Below are 16,226 nucleotides of genomic sequence, written 5' to 3'. Positions count from 1 at the left end.
GGGTGCGGGTGCGGCGGGTGCGGGTGCGGGTGCGGGTGCGGGTGCGGCGGGTGCGGCGGGCGGGAGCGAGTGCGGGGGCGGGTGCGTTCGGGCGGGAGGACGGGTCGGAGCGCGAGCGGGCGGAATGCCAGGGGTGCCTGGTCATGCACCACGGGATTCCGCCCACTGACCACCCGCGGGACGGGAGGCACGGCATCCGGCCGGCCACGGGCCTCCCGTCCGCCAGCCGCCGGCTCCTCTGACGGCGAGCGGGCGGGAACGCTGGGATCGCGCGCCGCCCACCCTCGCATTCAGCCCGCTCACGCCACGGGACGGACGGGAGGCGCGGCACCAGCCCGCCCCGGCCCTCCCGACCGCCGGCTGCCGGGTCCCCGTCGGCGAGTGGGCGCAAACGTGCCGCGCATGGCTGACGCACTCTGGCATTCCGCCCGCTCGCCTCAGGGGCATCCGCGAGCGGGCGGGAACGGGTGGTGCGTCCGCGACGACCCCTGGCATTCCGCCCGCTCACGCACGAGGCGGACGGGAGGCGCGGCACCAGCCACCACGCGCCTCAGGTCCGCCGACCACCGGCCACGCGACGGCGAGCGGGCGCAAATGCGCCGCGCACGGCTGACGCACCCTGGCATTCCGCCCGCTCACCTCAGGGGCGTCCGCGAGTGGGCGAAGACGCGCGGTCCGCCGTCCACGCACCCTGGCATTCCGCCCGCTCACGGCCAGGGCGGACGGGAGGCGCGGGACCAGCCCGGCCCGCGCCTCCCGGCCCGCAGACGGCGAGCGGGCGAGAACGCGCGGTCCGCCCGCCACGCACCATGGCATTCCACCCGCTCACGCCGACGAGGGCGGACGGGCGCACCCCCCGACGCAGCAACGGCCGGCCCGGAGGCCGGCCGCTGCCGGAGAGGACGTACCGCGCGTCAGTGGAAGGCGGGCACGATCAGGTAGATGCCGTACAGCACGGCCGCACCGCAGAGCACGAAGCAGACCACGGCGAGCGCCCGGAGCATCCGGACGGCCCCGGCGGCGGCGTTCGGGTCGGGGAAGCCGGCGGTGGCCGGGCCGATCGTGCCGTCGTCCTTCACGGTGTACTTGCCCGCACGGGTGTCAGCGGCGCTCCAGAAGCGCAGCCCGACCGAGTACACGGAGACGACGAAGCAGGCCGAGACGACGGCGACGAGCGCCACGAGCAGGAACGCTCCCCAGTCGATGCCCATCAGCGACGGCCTCCCTTGCGTCCGGCCATGCGGCGGAGGGTCCGCTCACGGCTCAGTTCGGCGCGGCGGGCGGCGACGGCCTCGGCACGCTTCTTGCGCTGCAGGCCGCGCTGCTCCTTGCGGGTGAGCACGGCGTTCGCGGCGACGTCGATCTCGATGGCCGAGTCGTGCGGCTTGCGCAGCGACCAGAGGTACAGGCCGAGGACCACGATCCCACCGGCGACGGCGTCGATGACCAGGCCGATCACGCCGAAGCGGGCGATGCCGGAGGCGATCGCTCCGACCGCGGCGGCTGCCGGCAGGGTGATGAACCAGGCGATGACGATCTTGCCCGCGGTCGACCACTGGATCTTCGACCCGCGGCGGCCGAGGCCCGCACCGATGATCGAGCCCGAGGACACCTGCGTGGTGGAGAGTGCGAAGCCGAGGTGGCTCGAGGCCAGGATCGTCGCGGCGGTCGAGGCCTCGGCCGCGAAGCCCTGCGTCGCTCGGATCTCGGTGATGCCGGAGCCGAGGGTGCGGATGATGCGCCAGCCGCCGGTGTAGGTGCCGAGGGCGATCGCGAGCGCACAGGCCACGACGACCCAGAACTGCACGCCCTGGTTCGCCGACTGGGCACCGGACGCGATGAGCGTGAGCGTGATGACGCCCATCGTCTTCTGCGCGTCGTTCGTGCCGTGTGCGAGCGACACCATCGACGAGGTGAAGATCTGGCCGATGCGGAAGCCACCGCGTTCGTTCGGGAACACCGGGCGACGGGTGATCCGGTACGCGATGCGTGTGGCGAGCAGTGACACGAGGGCCGCGATCACCGGCGACAGGAAGGCCGGGATGATCACCACCGTCAGCAGCGCTGCGTAGTTGACCGAGTCGAACCCGGCACCGACGATCGCGGCACCGATGAGGCCACCGAAGAGCGCGTGCGAGGACGACGACGGCAGGCCGCGCAGCCACGTGATCATGTTCCAGACCACCGCGCCGATCAGCCCCGCGAAGATCATCTCCGGACTGATGGCGACGCCACCGGGTCCCTCGTTGATGAGCCCGTGCGAGATCGACGTCGCCACAGCTGTGCTGAGGAACGCCCCGACGAGGTTGAGCACCGCTGCGACGGAGACCGCGACCGTGGGCTTCATGGCGCCGGTCGCGATCGGGGTCGCCATTGCGTTGGCGGTGTCGTGAAAACCGTTTGTGAAGTCGAAGAAGAGGGCCAACGCAATGACCAGGACGACTATGAGCGTGATGTCCACCGCGGGCAAGTGTCCCAGGCGGAGGGGCATCGGGCAAGCCGAGCAGACACCTGTTGTTCATCTGCCCTTCACGTCTGCTCAGGTCCACACCCTCGGGATGGGAAGATGGACCCGTGGACATCGCCGAGTTGCTCATCCTGCTGGTCGGATCGCTCGCCGTCACCGGGTTCGCCCGCGCATGGGGACTCCCGGCTCCGCTCCTCGTCACCGCGGTCGCCCTCGGCGTGTCGTTCATCCCCGGTCTGCCCCACATCGAGATCGACTCGGAGGTCATCCTCACGGTGGTCCTGCCGCCGCTGCTCTACTCGGCGGCGCTCGACGTGTCGTGGCAGAGCTTCCGCGGGTCGATCAAACAGATCCGACGACTCGGCATCTTCCTCGTCATCATCACGGCGCTCGCCGTGGGCCTGGCCGCCTACCTGATCATCCCCGACATGACGTGGCCGGCCGCGATCCTCCTGGGTGCGATCGTGGCGCCGCCGGACGCGGTGTCCGCGGCGGCGATCGGCCGCAAGCTCGGCCTGCCCCGCCGCGTGATGACGGTCCTGTCCGGCGAGAGCCTGATCAACGACGCCGCGTCCCTGACGCTCGTCCGGGTGTTCACGCTGATCATCGCCGGTGCGTCACTGACGATCTGGCAGGACCTCGGCATCTTCGGCCTGGCGATCGGCGTCGGCCTGGTCGTCGGCGGTGTCCTCGGCGTGGTCGTGCACTGGATCCGGATGCGGATCAACGACCCGGTGGTCGAGACGATCATGAGCATCCTGCTGCCGTTCGTGGCGTACATCCTGGCGGAGGAGCTCTCCGGCTCGGGCGTCATCGCGGTCGTCACCGCGGGGCTGTACATCGGCTACAACTCCCCCAAGGAGGGCTACGCGACCCGCCTGCAGGAGCGCCCGCTCTGGACGAGTGTCGACGTGATCCTCGAGGGCTTCGTCTTCGCGCTGATCGGTCTGCAGCTCAACACCGTCGTGCAGGACCTGGTCGAGAGCGAGCGGAGCCTCGGCCAGACGCTGACCGCCGCGGCGGTGGTCCTGGTGGTGGTGATCGTGGTCCGCCCGCTCTTCATCTTCGAGTCGTACGCACGCAACCGCCTGCACGGCCGGTTCATCCGTCCGTTGCGGATCCGCGCCTCCCGAGGGCACCGTTCCCTGCGCTGGATCCGAGGCACGGCCGAACCGAGGCTCAACTGGCGGGAACTGACGGTCATCTCGTGGACCGGCATGCGTGGTGTGGTGACGCTGGCCGCCGCGGTGTCGGTCGTCGCGAGCCCGACGAAGATCCCCGCCCAGGACACGATCTTCGTGATCGCGTTCATCGTCACGGTCGGCACCCTGCTGCTGCAGGGGCTGACGCTGCCGTTCGTGATCCGCGCGCTCAAGGTGCAGGACCCGGGCGAGGACGACAAGGACCGGCGCAGCGAGATGCTGCTGAACCAGCGCACCACCGTCGCCGCGATCGAGCTGCTCGACAAGCGCCGTCCGGAGTGGGGCACGCGGTACGGAACGGACGCCGTCGACTCGGTGGTCTCCCGTCTCAAGGCCCGGCTCGAGCGCCAGGCCGAGACGTTCCGGCAGGACGCCGAGGAAGAGGAGTCGGAGGACCGCATGGCCCCGATGCGTCTGCGCGGCGCCCAGATCCAGGACATCCGCCGCGAGCTGCTCGACCGCCGGCGCGAGATCGTCCTCGAGGAGCGCGAGAAGGGCAACCTCGACGAAGAGGTCATGCGCCGCGTGCTCGTGACCCTCGATGCGGAAGAGCTCGCGATGGACTCGGCGCAGGCCTCCCGCAGTCGTTCCTGACCGGTCCTCACTCCGGTACCCAGGCGTACCCTGGGATGCCAGACGACAGGACAGGAGCGCACCGCCGAGTGAGCACGCCGCGGAACGAAGCACGCAGGAACAACGACCTCCCGACGCGCAGCGCCGGAGACACGGCACGGGCCGCGGACGACCGGTCACGCCCGGCACGCCGCCCCGGCCGGGAGGCACGCCCCACGCCGCCGCCGAAGCAACACATCGGCCGCTACCGCCGTTGGTACGCCACCCTGCACCCATCGCTGCAGCTCATCGGGCTGCAGCTGTGGATGCCGCTGTTCTTCATCGTCGGTTTCTGCCTCTGCTACGTCTTCGCGTTCCACGCCCCGCACCCGCACGACGTGCCGATCGGCATCGTCGGCAGCGACCAGACCCTCGTCGGAGCCGTGCAGAAGGCGCTGCCGGGCGAGTACCTGTTCTCCTCCTACGACTCCCTCGCCAGCGCGAAGCGCGATGTCCTCGCCGGGACGATCGCCGTCGCGTACGACCCGTCGGCGAACGAGCTGTTCAAGGCCAGCGCGCACCAGTTCCAGGTCGCGAACCTGGTGCCGGCGACCCTGAGCGCCGTGCGGACCGGTGCCGGGCTGACCGCTCCCCGGGTGACCGAGCTCGCTCCCCTGCCTGCGTACGACGAGTACGGCACGGTCGGGATGTACGTGATGCTCGCGTGGTGCATCGGCGGCTACATGGTCGCGATGTTCATCGGCATCATGGGCGGCCCGCTCCGCCACCGCACCCGGATGGCGGTCATCGTCACCGGCGGTCTGGTCATCTCGCTCATCACGAACACCCTCGCCGGCCCGGTCGTCGGTGCGATCCACGGCCACTTCGTCCCGCTCGTCCTCATCGCGTGGGGGTGGATCGTCGCGATCGGCCTGGCGGTGAACGGGCTCAGCTACTTCGTCGGCCGGTTCATCGCCGCTCCCGCCATGATCTGCTTCGTCTTCCTGTCGATGCCGTCCTCCGGTGGCGCCTACCCGAAGTGGTTCATGCCGGAGCCGTTCGCGTGGCTCAACAACGTCGTGGTCGGCTCGAGCATGGTCGACATGATCAAGCACCAGCTCTACGGCGTCGGTCCGGGCCCGGAGCGCGGGCTGATCACGATGGGCTGCTACGCCGCGGCCGGGCTGGTGCTGATGTTCCTCGGCAAGAAGTGGTGGGAGCGCCGCCGGATCCGCGCGATCGTCACCGGCCGGACCACGATGTTCCAGGACGCGAACACCGCGAACCGCGAGTTCCTCGGCCGCCAGCGCGACGCCGAACTCGAGCGGAACGGCCTCATCTCGACCGAGACCGGGACGCTGCAGGTCCTGCGCGACGACGACTGGGAGGACGAACGTGCCGCCGGGGACGTCTTCACCGGCGGCCGCGACGGGCTCGAGAACGAGCCGCTGAACCCTCGTCGGTGAGCGCCCGGCGGTGAGCGCCCGTCTATGAACGCCGGGGCGACGGCTATCCTGGTCCGATCATGACCCGAACCGCCTGGCACCGCCTGCTCATGACGATCGTCGTCGTCTTCCTCGTCATCGCGGCGCTGTCCTACGTCACGAGCATCGTGCTCGCGCCGAGCGGCGGCCGCAGCGTCGCCGGGCTCTGGGACGGCTGGGCGATGTTCGCCCTCATCGCCGCGATCGCGTTCGGCGTCGTCGACTTCTTCGTCCGCCCGCTCGGTGGGCGGAGCGGGGACGCCGACGTCATGGCCGAGGCCGAAGCCGCGCGCACCGGCACCACTCCCACGCAGCGCGCACGCTGACGGGCACGCTGACGGGCGTTCCGCGGCCCGGCAACGCCGACGCTGACGCGGCAGGTCCGGCAGACGTGGCGCGGCGGCTCAGACGGGCTCGCCGATCCCCGTCCCGGTGAACCCCGCGACCGACGCGTTGTCCTCCGCGAACACCACCCGGGCGTCGACCTGGCCCCCGTCGAGGACCGCGGGCAACCAGTAGCGCGCGTCGTCCCACATCGCGTCGTAGGGGACGTCCCGGACCGGCACCCAGCGCGGCTCCAGCTCGTCGCCGCCCGACGGGTCTCCCTGCCAGCGGCGGCACACGAAGACGTCCGAGACCTGGGACCAGGACGGGCGGAACGGGAACCGGTAGTCCAACGTGCCACGGGCCTCCAGGTCGGCCGGGTCGATGCGGAGGCCGACCTCCTCCGCCACCTCGCGCACGGCCGTCTCGACCGCCGTCTCGGTGCCCTCACGCTTGCCGCCGGGGCCGACCACACGACCGGTGCCGAGACCCCGTCGCTTCTCGCCGAGCAGCACCTCCGGCCCGTCCGGACCGTTCCGCAGGAGGTACACGACGACGACGGCCGGGTGCTGGGTCTTGCTCTCGTCGCGCTCCGTCATGTGGTCCAGTGTGGCCGATCCGATGACGTACGCTCGTTGCATGGCAGGCGTGCTGTGGGGGCGTCATGGCTGAGTCACGCAGGACGGGGCGCAGCCTCGAGGTGCTGCGCGCCGAAGCCGCCGAGGAGATCTCGGTCATCGTCGAACACCGGTGTCGGCAGGGTGACGATCCCTGGGACTTCATGCACACGCTGCCGAGCGTCGACGAGCAGGTCGTCCTGATCCTCCGTGCCGAGGCGATGGAGGTCGACGTCCGCATCGGCCAGCGCAGCGCACAGTGGTCCTCGCACCCGGCATCGGGGCAGCGCACTGAGCACGGCGAGGAGTACCACCGCCTCCGGCGCATCGCGCTCCAGCACCCGGAACTCACCGAGGCCGTCTGGAAGCTGATGGACGCGCTGCCCGGTGCGCGCTGAGAACCGCGCTCGCTGACACCTGCGCTCGCTGACACCGGTGCTCGCTGACACCGGTCTGGGGTTGGATGGGGGCATGACCGACACCGTCCTCGCCGTCCTGAACCAGCCCTCCCGCGCCGCAGCGCCGCACGACCCGGAGGCCGACGCGTTCACCTGGGCGAAGCCGCTCGAGGAGCACATCCAGGTGATGGACCTCGGACTCACCCGAGGCGACGGCGTGTTCGAGACGATCACGGTCATCGACGGCCGTCCGCAAGCCCTCGAGGCGCACCTCGCCCGCTTCGGCCGGTCCGCCGCGAAGCTCGACCTGCCCGAGCCGGACCTGAACGCCTGGCGCCAGGCCATCGAGGCCGCCTGCGCGCGGCTCGACCCGGTGCGCGAGGCGTACGCCAAGACCGTCCTGACCCGCGGCGTCGAGGGCCTCGGCCGTCCGACCGGCTGGGTCTACGCCGCACCGTCCGCCGACCAGACCCGCGACCGCACCGAGGGCATCGGGGTCGTCACGCTGGACCGCGGCTACCGGCACGACGTCGAACGGACCTCGCCGTGGCTGCTGCAGGGAGCGAAGACGCTGTCGTACGCCATCAACATGGCGGCGCTCCGCGAGGCCGTCCGACGCGGTGCCGACGACGCGCTCTTCATCTCGACCGACGGCTACGTCCTCGAGGGCACCCGCGCCAACCTCATCATGTCCGTCGGCGGTCGCTTCGTCACCCCGCGCACCGACATCGGCATCCTCGACGGCACCACGCAGGCCGACGTCTTCCGATTCGCCGAGCAGGAGGGCATCGAGACCGCCTACGAACTCGTCACCCTGGACGACCTGCGGGCCGCGGACGCGCTGTGGCTGGTGTCGAGCATCCGGCAGGCGGCGCCGATCCACACCGTCAACGGCGTGTCGCAGGAGATGGACCTCGGCATGACCGAGCGGATCAACGACTTCCTGCTGTCGCGCCAGGGCTGAACGGGCCCGGCCCGGCCCGCACCGGCCTGGCCTGGTCGAGCCCAGGGTCGGACGGGAGGCGCGGTGCGGGCCTGCGCCGCGCCTCCCGTCTGTCATCTGGTCATGTGTCGACCCGCATCGTCACCAGCGCGGGGTCGTCACACCCTGCCCGTCGACGTACGCGTAGACCTGATTGCCCTCGATCCACACCCGCTGTGCGCGGCTGGTGGCGTCGAGCGGATCGCCGTCCCAGAGGACGAGGTCGGCATCGAGTCCCTCGGCGATGCGACCGACCCGGTCACCGAAGCCGAGGATGTCGGCGGGCGCGGAGGTGATCGCCTCGAGCGCGGTCTGTCGGGGCAGCCCGTCGCGGACCGCCATCGTCGCCTGGGTGACGAGCATGTTGATCGGGACGACGGGTGCGTCGGTGGTGATCGCGACCCGGACGCCGGCCGCAGCGATGGTCGTGAGGTTCGGGATGCCGCGATCGCGCAGCTCGACCTTGGAGCGACTGGTGAACAGCGGCCCGTAGATCACCGGGATGCCCTTCTCGGCGAGCAGGCCCGCGATCTTGTGTGCTTCGGTGCCGTGGTTGACGACCAGGCGGTAGCCGAACTCTTCTGCGAGACGGACCGCGGTGGCGATGTCGTCGTGCCGATGGGTGTGCTGGTCCCAGGCGAGCTCGCCGTCGAGGACGCGGACCAGTGCCTCCTTCGTGAGGTCGCGGGTGAACGGTTCGTCCTTCGCGTGGGCGGCGTCGCGGGCCGCGCGGTAGTCCTGCGCGGCGACGAACGCTTCACGGATCACCTTGGCGACGCCGAGGCGGGTGGAGGGCGTCTGCCCCTTCTCGCCGTAGACGCGCTTCGGGTTCTCACCGAGGGCGCTCTTGATGCTCACGGCGTCCGAGATGAGCTGCTCGTCGATCGTGCGGCCGCCCCAGGTCTTGATCGCGACGGTCTGTCCACCGATCGGGTTGCCGGAGCCGGGCTTCACGACGATGCTCGTGATGCCACCGGACAGGGCATCGCGGAAGCCCTCGTCGTCGATGTCGACCGCGTCGATCGCCCGGACGGCAGCCATGTTCGGGCCGGTCATCTCGTTCGTGTCGTTGCCCGCCGAACCGTTCGCCTCTTCGTGGATGCCGACGTGGCCGTGCGCCTCGACGAAGCCGGGCAGGAGCCAGGCACCGGCAGCGTCGACCACGGGCAGGCCTTCGGGTGCCACGACGTCGGGTCCGACCGCCGTGATGCGGCCGTCCTGCACGACGACCGCGCCGCCGTCGAACGCGTCGCCGTCGACGGGGACGACGTGGGCACCGGTGATCACGAACGAGTTGTCAGTCATCCCACAACGGTACCGATGCCGTCGCCGGACGCCACGGAGTTCGTGTACGGAATACAGGTTCTTGGTGCTGCCCGCTCGGTGGTCGGTACCTTCTGTCGGACCCGACGAGCGGAGGCACGATGCACCTTGACGACACCCGGCCCGGCTGGCCTGCGCACCGGACGACGACCCGACCGTGGCGGAGCAGCGGGCGGCCGCCACGAGCCGACCGGATGGTCCGCTCGGTCCGCTGCTCCCTGCCGCCGCGGATCGCGGACCGCACCTGGACCCCGTCATCGGGCACCGCCGATCTGGTGTCGCGGGTCGCCGAGCGGCTCGCCGACCTCGACCGACGTCTGGGCGACCGCACCGCGACGTTCGACCTGCTGCTCGCCCGGACCGAGGCAGTCTCGTCCTCCCGGATCGAGGACGAGCACGCGACGCTCGACGACTACGCCCGCGCCCTGGTCGGCATCCGCGCGAACGGCAGCGCCACCGCGATGGTCGGCGCGACCGCGGCCCTGCGGGCGATGATCGACGACGCCGGGCAGGTCGGCATCACCGAGCGCTCGGTGCTCGACGCGCACGCGGTGCTCATGCGGGACGACCCGGTCGACGGTCCGGTGGCCGGGCGCTGGCGGCAGGTGCAGAACTGGATCGGTGGCGGCGCGTCACCGCGGGACGCCGCGTACGTCCCGCCACCGGCCGACGACGTCCCCGACGCCATGGACGACCTGTTCGCGTTCCTGGAGCGAGACGACCTCGACCCGGTCGTGCAGGCGGCGATCGCCCACGCCCAGTTCGAGTCGGTGCACCCGTTCACCGACGGCAACGGGCGGATCGGCCGGGCGCTGGTCAACGCCGTGCTGCGCCGGCGCGGACTGACCTCCACGCTCGTGGTCCCGGTCGCGGCGGCGCTCGTGGCGGACCGGGCGGGGTACTTCGCCGAACTCGTCCACTACCGGGACGGACACGTCGACGGCGTCGTGCGCCTGGTCGCCGCGGCGATCGGCACCGTGTGCGACGAGGTCGAGTACGCGGCCCTCCGGCTGGACGAACTCGAGCAGGACCGTGCCGCGGTGCACCCGGCGGGTCTCGGGGATCGGATGGCACACGACTCGACGGTGCTGCGCGTCCTGCTCGCCGACCCGGTGCTGACCGAAGCGGCGATCACCGCTGCGCTGCCGCCGGACCTGCCGTGGACGGACGCCGTGATCGACGAGCTGGTCGACGCGGGTGTGCTGCGCCCGGTGACCGAGCGACGACACGACCGGGCGTGGGTGGCGTCGGACGTGCTGGCGGAGCTCGATGCGCTGGCTGAGCGCATCCGGGCGGCGGCAGTGCCGACACCGGGGCGGGCCGGACCGGGGCAGGCCGTACCGGGGCAGGCCGGACCGGCAGCCGCTGCCCCGGAGCCGGGTCGGGCCTCCATCCTGAGCGCATAGGGTGGGCCGGTGACCAGCGAGCACGACGTGACCACCCCGCCGACCGCCGCCAAGCGGCCTCGTACGCGGACCCACCACGGCATCGACTTCGTCGACGACTACGAGTGGCTGCGCGACAAGGAGTCCCCGGACACCATCGCGTACCTCGAAGCCGAGAACCGGTACACCGAGGCGCAGACCGACCACCTCGGCGCCCTCCGTGAGCGGCTCTTCGACGAGGTCAAGACCCGCGTGCAGGAGACCGACCTCTCGGCCCCCGTGCGCATGGGCCAGTGGTGGTACTTCACCCGGACCAGCGAGGGCAGCCAGTACGGCGTGCAGTGCCGGACCCCGATCAGCGGGCCGGACGACTGGACCCCGCCGTCGCTCGAGGCGGACACTGCGGGATCGGACACCGCCGGGGCGGGGGCTCCGGGATCGGCGAGCGCCGGCACCCTGCCCGGCGAAGAGGTCGTCCTGGACGGCAACGCCCTGGCCGAGGGGCACGACTTCTTCTCGCTCGGCACCTACGACATCAGCGACGACGGTCGTCGGCTGGTCTACGGCGTCGACGTCGAGGGCGACGAGCGCTACACCCTGGCCGTCCGTGACCTCGAGACCGGGCAGGACCTCGGCGACACGATCCCGAACACCGGGGCCGGCGCCACGTTCGACCCCTCGGGCCGCTACGTGTTCTACCCGACCGTCGACGACTCCTGGCGCCCGGACCGCATCTGGCGCCACACCGTCGGCACCTCGGCGGACGCCGACGTCGTGGTGTTCGAGGAGCCCGACGACCGCTACTGGGTCGGTGTGGGCGTGACCCGCTCGTCGCAGTACATCGTCATCGAGCTCGGGTCGAAGATCACCTCCGAGGCGCTCGTCCTCGACGCGTCCGACCCGACCGGCGAGTTCCGCGTCGTGTGGCCCCGTCGAGAGGGCGTCGAGTACGAGATCGAACACGCCATCGTCGGTGGCAGCGACCGGCTGCTCGTCCTGCACAACGACGGCGCCGAGAACTTCGAGCTCGTCGACGTCCCCGCCGACGACCCGACGTCCGAGTCCGACCGCCGTGTCGTCGTCGCGCACCACCCCGAACGACGCATCGAGTCGGTGGACGCCTTCGCCGGGCACCTGGCGCTCGAGTACCGGTCCGAGGCACTCCCCCGGATCGCGATCATCCCGATCGAGGGCGACGGCTACGGCGACGCCCACGAGGTCCCCTTCGACGAGGCACTGTTCTCGGCCGGGCTCGGCGGCAACCCCGAGTGGGACCAGCCGACGCTCCGACTGGGCTACACGTCCTTCGTGACCCCGTCCGAGGTGAGCGACCTGGACCTGGCGACCGGTGCGGTCACGGTGCTCAAGCGGCAGCCGGTGCTGGGCGGCTACGACCCGGCCGACTACGTGCAGGAGCGCGACTGGGCGACGGCGTCCGACGGCACCCGGATCCCGATCTCCCTCGTGTGGCGCCGTGACGCCGTCGACGCGGACGCCCCGGCCCCGCTGCACCTGTACGGGTACGGCTCGTACGAGCACTCGATCGACCCGGGCTTCAGCGTGATGCGTCTGTCGATGCTCGACCGCGGTGTCGTCTTCGCCGTCGCCCACGTCCGCGGTGGTGGCGAACTGGGCCGTCACTGGTACGAGGACGGCAAGACCCTGACGAAGAAGAACACGTTCACGGACTTCGTCGCCGTCGCCGAGCACCTCATCGACAGCGGCCGGACGACACCCGAGCGTCTCGTGGCCGAGGGCGGCAGCGCCGGCGGTCTGTTGATGGGCGCCGTCGCGAACCTGGCGCCCGAGCGGTTCGCGGGCATCCTGGCCGCGGTGCCGTTCGTCGACGCGCTGACGAGCATCCTCGACCCGGACCTGCCGCTGACCGTCATCGAGTGGGACGAGTGGGGCGACCCGCTGCACGACCCCGAGGTCTACCGGTACATGAGCGAGTACACCCCGTACGAGAACGTCCGCGACGACGTGCAGTACCCGCGCATCCTCGCCGTGACCTCCATCAACGACACCCGCGTGCTGTACGTCGAGCCGGCGAAGTGGACCGCGAAGCTGCGGGAGGTCGGTGCGCCGGTGCTCCTGAAGACCGAGATGTCCGCCGGACACGGTGGCGTCAGCGGTCGGTACGACTCGTGGAAGGAGCGTGCGTCCGAGCTGGCCTGGCTGCTCGACGTGCTCGGCCTGGCCGACGTCTCCCCCGCGGCGGCGAGCGCGGACCCGATCGCGGCCGGCTGACAGGCCGGCTGACAGGCCGGCTGACACGCAGCAGGCCTCACGACGACGGCGCGCACCCTGCTCGGGTGCGCGCCGTCGTCGTGTGCGGACGGACAGTCCGTCACACGCGGTTGAGCGCGTGCACCGCCTCGTCGTAGGACTCCTCGGCCACGCGGACCCGGTCGCCGGCCAGGACGCCGTACCCGAACGTGCCCTCACCCGCGCGCTCGGCGATGCCGGCCTGCACGCGGAGCTGCTCGAGCGCGTGCAGCGACCGGACCCGCTCGGTCAGCACGTCGGCCGCGGTGCCGATCCGCTTCCAGAGCGCGTGCGGGAACGCGTCGTCGCCGAGGACGTCCATCGCCATCCGGGCCCGGAGCGTGGCGTGCCAGGCGCGCTGGGTGGCCTCGCGGTCGCCGGCCTCGTCGGCGGGGTCGTCCCCGACGGCTTCACGGACGAGGTCGCGGACGCGCGGCTTCTCGATCGCCGAGACGTCCTGGGCGACGCGCTTCGGGTCGCGGAGTGCCCACTCGGTCGGCTGAGGGCGTTCGACGGCGTCGTCGAGGGCGTCGAGCAGTTCGAGGAACGACTCCTCGTGCAGGGACAGCACGACCTCGCGGGTGGCGTCATCGCGGCGCTGGCGCGTGGAGGCCAGGATCCGCTCGCGGGTGATCGAGTCGATGAGTGCTTCCTGCGCCGGGCTGGAAGCGCGCGGCAACCGGTCGACGAGGTACTCCGCGAGGGCGGCTCGTGCCGTCACGGCCGCGAGCGCATCGGCCGCAGCGGCGGCACGGTCCATCTCGTCGCCGTCGGCGAACGCCGGCCGGTACGAGCCGAGGACCGCGGCGATGCCGAGGGCGGTCTCGGCCACCTCGGACAGGTCGGTCGGAGCGCCGGACCGCAGTCCGGCCTCCAGGCAGAGCAGCGTGCCCCGCAGTTTCCGCAACCGCTTGGTGAGTGCGCGGGCCGCGGTGCCCTTGTGCGGCTTCTCCTCGGTCTGGAGGCGCGGTGCCGGTGCCCCCGCCAGCCCACGTGCCAGCTTGGACGCGACTGCGGCGGGGCCGGCGCCGACGGCGGCGAACCGACCGTCCAGGGCGGCGAAGAGCGCGTGCGCGATCTGCGGGTCGACACCCTCGACGGCTTCGACCTCGACCTCCCGCCACGTGGTCGGGTGGGCCGGCGCGTCGTCGTCGAGGCGTTCGGCGACGACCTGGTCGTCGGCGAGTTCGCCGACCTGGTCACCGTCCTCGTCGAGCAGGCGGGTGACGGTGCGGGTGGTGGTGATCCGGACGACGGGGTGCAGTCCGCGGCCACGCCGTTCGGTGAAGAGTGCGGCGAGGACCTCGACGGGCACGGTGTCCGGGTCCTCGGTCAGTGGGAAGTGCTCCTCGTGCCGGACGGTGTCGGACTCGGCGCGCTTGATGTGCCAGCCGGCGTCGTGCCCGCCGGTGCGCCGACGGACGGTGACGTGGGCGGCGACCAGGTCGTACCGCTGGGTGTCCCAGTAGGTGGCGTCGAGCTCGAACGGCTCCTGGGTGTCGGTCTGCATGATCCCGCCGGCGCCGACCAGGTCGGGCAGTGCGGCGTCGGCGGACAGGTCGTAGGTGCGCTCGATCTCGAGGTGCGTGTCGCTCACACGGTCTTGTCTACCAGGGTGGGGGCGTGGTCCTCGCCACGGGTGCGCCGGCGGAGGGGCGAGGTCGTCCAGGCGAGCAGTCCGGCGACGACGACGGAGAGCGCCGGCACGGCCAGGAGGCACGGGACGAGTCGGGCGGGGACGAGCGGCCAGAGCACCCCGGCCGCGTCCACGGCGGCCGCTCCGAGCGGGAGCAGCACGAGCAGCCAGGCACGGCCCGGAGCGTCGATGGCGACGAGCCAGCCGGCGAGTGCCACGAGGAGCGGCACGACCGTCGGCAGGATGCTCACCGGCCACCCGGACGGCGGTCCGACGATCGGCGCGACGACCGCCCCGACGGCTGCGGCGACGACGAGGACCGCACCGAGGCGCCGACGACGGGCAGCGGCGCCGGGCAGGAGCAGGATCGCCGCGCTGATCGCAGCACCGGGCACCAGGTCGAGCAGCAGCCAGACACCGCCGACGCCGATCATGCGGTCGACGGCGCTCTCGTACCCGGAGTTGGGCTGCAGGATCAGCCACGGTCCCGCCATCAGGACGGACAGGACGGCCACCGTGACCAGCAGCGGGACGGTTCGGATGGTGTGCGGTGCCGCGGGTGCGGCGAACGGTGTGGTGGTCATGGTGTCTCCCCAGCTGGTGCGCCGAGCCCCTCGGCGGTGGAACAGTGCGGTGGTCAGGGCGCCGAATGCCAGGGCGGTCGGCGAGAGCCCCACCTCGGCAGCGTCGCGGAGGTCGGCGTGCCACTGCTCGCGGCGGACCGTCCGGTGTTCGGCCGGCGAGACGGCGATCGCGGTGTCGACGAGGACACGGCTGAGGGCGCTCACGAGGTCGCCGGCCGGGTGCTCGGACGGGTGGCGGGACGGGAGGCGCTGGCCTCGGCCGCGCGTCGGGCGGCGACCAGGTCGGTCGCGGCCTGCTGCCCGTCGGCGGTGAACTCGTAGAGGCGGCGACGCGGGCCGGGCCGATCGGCGTCGTCGTCCCAGTCCGAGGTGATCCACCCCTGCCGCTCGAGTCGTTCGAGGATCGGGTAGACGGTGCCGGACGGGCGACCGAGCTCCTTGATGAGCCGCAGTCCCCAGGCCGGCCCCTCGGCGGCGAGGAGGGCGGCGAGGACGTCGAGCGTGGGTGCGGTGACGCGGACCAACGGTTCCATCCCATGAACCTACCTATGTAGGACTAGCCGGTCAAGCGCCTCCCGGGATCCGGGGTTACCGTGAGCACATGAGCGAGACGATCACCCGTGACGCGTTCGTGCCCGAGGCCGGCGGCGTCACCATGTTCACGACTACCTGGTGCGGCTACTGTGCCCGGTTGAAGAACCAGATGACCAAGGCGGGCGTGCCCTTCCGCGAGGTCGACATCGAGACCACCCCCGGGACGGCCGAACTCGTCGCCGAGGTCAACGGCGGCAACCAGACCGTGCCGACGCTGGTCTTCCCGGACGGCAGCACGGCGACGAACCCGTCCCTGGCCGAGGTGCAGTCCCGCGTCTGACCCGCCGCGGCGCGGCGCCCGCGGCCCCGGCGCCAGCCGGCCCCCGCCCACCCAAAAACCCCCCGAGCCCCCGCGGCCCGCGGGGGGGGGGGGGGGGGGTTTTGGGGGGGCGCCCGCGCGCCCCCCCCCC

Annotated in this window: 15 protein-coding genes; 8 read left to right on the top strand and 7 right to left on the bottom strand. The window is 71.8% G+C overall.

Features of this window, described 5'->3' with window-relative positions; genetic code table 11:
* Window positions 1-914 precede the first annotated feature (914 nt).
* Together QCD68_RS05930 and QCD68_RS05925 are read right to left on the bottom strand one after the other, a co-directional pair.
* Window positions 915-1,211 carry a hypothetical protein gene (locus QCD68_RS05930; protein ID WP_111076238.1) on the bottom strand — a complete coding sequence of 99 codons (297 nt, stop codon included), beginning with the start codon at window positions 1,209-1,211 and terminating at the stop codon, window positions 915-917.
* Window positions 1,211-2,461, bottom strand: a complete 1,251-nt coding sequence (locus QCD68_RS05925) for an inorganic phosphate transporter (RefSeq protein ID WP_290157195.1) — start codon at window positions 2,459-2,461, stop codon at window positions 1,211-1,213. Before QCD68_RS05925 ends, QCD68_RS05930 begins: the two co-directional genes overlap by 1 nt.
* Window positions 2,462-2,574: 113 nt before the next feature.
* Here QCD68_RS05925 and QCD68_RS05920 point away from each other — a divergent pair, with 113 nt between their 5' ends.
* The 3 genes from QCD68_RS05920 to QCD68_RS05910 are packed head-to-tail and all read left to right on the top strand — an operon-like array spanning window position 2,575 to window position 6,031.
* Window positions 2,575-4,263 (top strand): cation:proton antiporter, encoded by a 1,689-nt coding sequence (locus QCD68_RS05920; RefSeq protein ID WP_301222376.1) that lies wholly within the window; start codon window positions 2,575-2,577, stop codon window positions 4,261-4,263.
* Between the two features lie 35 nt (window positions 4,264-4,298).
* The gene (locus tag QCD68_RS05915; RefSeq protein WP_301222375.1) at window positions 4,299-5,687 is read left to right on the top strand and encodes an ABC transporter permease; all 1,389 of its coding nucleotides are present in this window, start codon (window positions 4,299-4,301) and stop codon (window positions 5,685-5,687) included.
* A 59-nt stretch (window positions 5,688-5,746) separates the two neighbouring features.
* Window positions 5,747-6,031, top strand: a complete 285-nt coding sequence (locus QCD68_RS05910; RefSeq protein WP_301222374.1) for a hypothetical protein — start codon at window positions 5,747-5,749, stop codon at window positions 6,029-6,031.
* Window positions 6,032-6,109: 78 nt separating this feature from the next.
* Here QCD68_RS05910 and QCD68_RS05905 read toward each other — a convergent pair whose 3' ends face one another.
* Entirely contained in the window at window positions 6,110-6,628 is a 519-nt protein-coding gene (locus QCD68_RS05905; protein ID WP_221850555.1) for an 8-oxo-dGTP diphosphatase, read from the bottom strand.
* Window positions 6,629-6,693: 65 nt separating this feature from the next.
* On the opposite strand from QCD68_RS05905, the gene QCD68_RS05900 reads away from it, so the two are divergent.
* A complete protein-coding gene (locus QCD68_RS05900; RefSeq protein WP_111076232.1) occupies window positions 6,694-7,044 on the top strand; it encodes a tryptophan synthase subunit alpha in 351 nt (116 codons plus the stop codon).
* A 73-nt stretch (window positions 7,045-7,117) separates the two neighbouring features.
* Complete coding sequence (locus QCD68_RS05895; RefSeq protein ID WP_301222373.1) at window positions 7,118-8,008, top strand: aminodeoxychorismate lyase; 891 nt, start codon at window positions 7,118-7,120, stop codon at window positions 8,006-8,008.
* A 120-nt stretch (window positions 8,009-8,128) separates the two neighbouring features.
* Here QCD68_RS05895 and QCD68_RS05890 read toward each other — a convergent pair whose 3' ends face one another.
* Entirely contained in the window at window positions 8,129-9,331 is a 1,203-nt protein-coding gene (locus QCD68_RS05890) for an amidohydrolase (RefSeq protein ID WP_301222372.1), read from the bottom strand.
* Between the two features lie 212 nt (window positions 9,332-9,543).
* Here QCD68_RS05890 and QCD68_RS05885 point away from each other — a divergent pair, with 212 nt between their 5' ends.
* Together QCD68_RS05885 and QCD68_RS05880 are read left to right on the top strand one after the other, a co-directional pair.
* Window positions 9,544-10,755 (top strand): Fic family protein, encoded by a 1,212-nt coding sequence (locus tag QCD68_RS05885; protein ID WP_301222371.1) that lies wholly within the window; start codon window positions 9,544-9,546, stop codon window positions 10,753-10,755.
* 9 nt (window positions 10,756-10,764) lie between these two features.
* Window positions 10,765-12,984, top strand: a complete 2,220-nt coding sequence (locus QCD68_RS05880) for a S9 family peptidase (RefSeq protein WP_301222370.1) — start codon at window positions 10,765-10,767, stop codon at window positions 12,982-12,984.
* Between the two features lie 100 nt (window positions 12,985-13,084).
* Here QCD68_RS05880 and QCD68_RS05875 read toward each other — a convergent pair whose 3' ends face one another.
* From QCD68_RS05875 to QCD68_RS05865, 3 genes are read right to left on the bottom strand one after another with little or no spacing between them, the layout of a single operon-like run.
* Window positions 13,085-14,599, bottom strand: coding sequence for a CYTH domain-containing protein (locus QCD68_RS05875; protein ID WP_301222369.1), 1,515 nt, complete (start codon window positions 14,597-14,599; stop codon window positions 13,085-13,087).
* Window positions 14,596-15,426, bottom strand: a complete 831-nt coding sequence (locus QCD68_RS05870) for a hypothetical protein (RefSeq protein ID WP_301222368.1) — start codon at window positions 15,424-15,426, stop codon at window positions 14,596-14,598. Before QCD68_RS05870 ends, QCD68_RS05875 begins: the two co-directional genes overlap by 4 nt.
* Window positions 15,423-15,755 (bottom strand): PadR family transcriptional regulator, encoded by a 333-nt coding sequence (locus tag QCD68_RS05865; RefSeq protein ID WP_301222367.1) that lies wholly within the window; start codon window positions 15,753-15,755, stop codon window positions 15,423-15,425. Before QCD68_RS05865 ends, QCD68_RS05870 begins: the two co-directional genes overlap by 4 nt.
* 68 nt (window positions 15,756-15,823) lie before the next feature.
* Between QCD68_RS05865 and QCD68_RS05860 the strand changes: the two genes are divergently transcribed.
* Window positions 15,824-16,096: a mycoredoxin gene (locus QCD68_RS05860; protein WP_111076225.1), complete on the top strand. Its 273-nt coding sequence runs from the start codon at window positions 15,824-15,826 to the stop codon at window positions 16,094-16,096.
* Window positions 16,097-16,226: the final 130 nt, after the last annotated feature.

The organism is Curtobacterium sp. PsM8 (genome assembly GCF_030433875.1).
In the GTDB taxonomy this organism is placed as follows: domain Bacteria; phylum Actinomycetota; class Actinomycetes; order Actinomycetales; family Microbacteriaceae; genus Curtobacterium.
This window is presented reverse-complemented; position numbering and strand designations above follow the sequence as displayed.

What these genes read in the sequence shown, in the direction of transcription:
- QCD68_RS05930 (WP_111076238.1), bottom strand. Translation starts at nt 1,211, where the DNA reads ATGGGCATCGACTGGGGAGCGTTCCTGCTCGTGGCGCTCGTCGCCGTC.
- QCD68_RS05915 (WP_301222375.1), top strand. Translation starts at nt 4,299, where the DNA reads ATGCCAGACGACAGGACAGGAGCGCACCGCCGAGTGAGCACGCCGCGG.
- QCD68_RS05910 (WP_301222374.1), top strand. Translation starts at nt 5,747, where the DNA reads ATGACCCGAACCGCCTGGCACCGCCTGCTCATGACGATCGTCGTCGTC.
- QCD68_RS05905 (WP_221850555.1), bottom strand. Translation starts at nt 6,628, where the DNA reads ATGACGGAGCGCGACGAGAGCAAGACCCAGCACCCGGCCGTCGTCGTC.
- QCD68_RS05900 (WP_111076232.1), top strand. Translation starts at nt 6,694, where the DNA reads ATGGCTGAGTCACGCAGGACGGGGCGCAGCCTCGAGGTGCTGCGCGCC.
- QCD68_RS05895 (WP_301222373.1), top strand. Translation starts at nt 7,118, where the DNA reads ATGACCGACACCGTCCTCGCCGTCCTGAACCAGCCCTCCCGCGCCGCA.
- QCD68_RS05890 (WP_301222372.1), bottom strand. Translation starts at nt 9,331, where the DNA reads ATGACTGACAACTCGTTCGTGATCACCGGTGCCCACGTCGTCCCCGTC.
- QCD68_RS05885 (WP_301222371.1), top strand. Translation starts at nt 9,544, where the DNA reads ATGGTCCGCTCGGTCCGCTGCTCCCTGCCGCCGCGGATCGCGGACCGC.
- QCD68_RS05865 (WP_301222367.1), bottom strand. Translation starts at nt 15,755, where the DNA reads ATGGAACCGTTGGTCCGCGTCACCGCACCCACGCTCGACGTCCTCGCC.
- QCD68_RS05860 (WP_111076225.1), top strand. Translation starts at nt 15,824, where the DNA reads ATGAGCGAGACGATCACCCGTGACGCGTTCGTGCCCGAGGCCGGCGGC.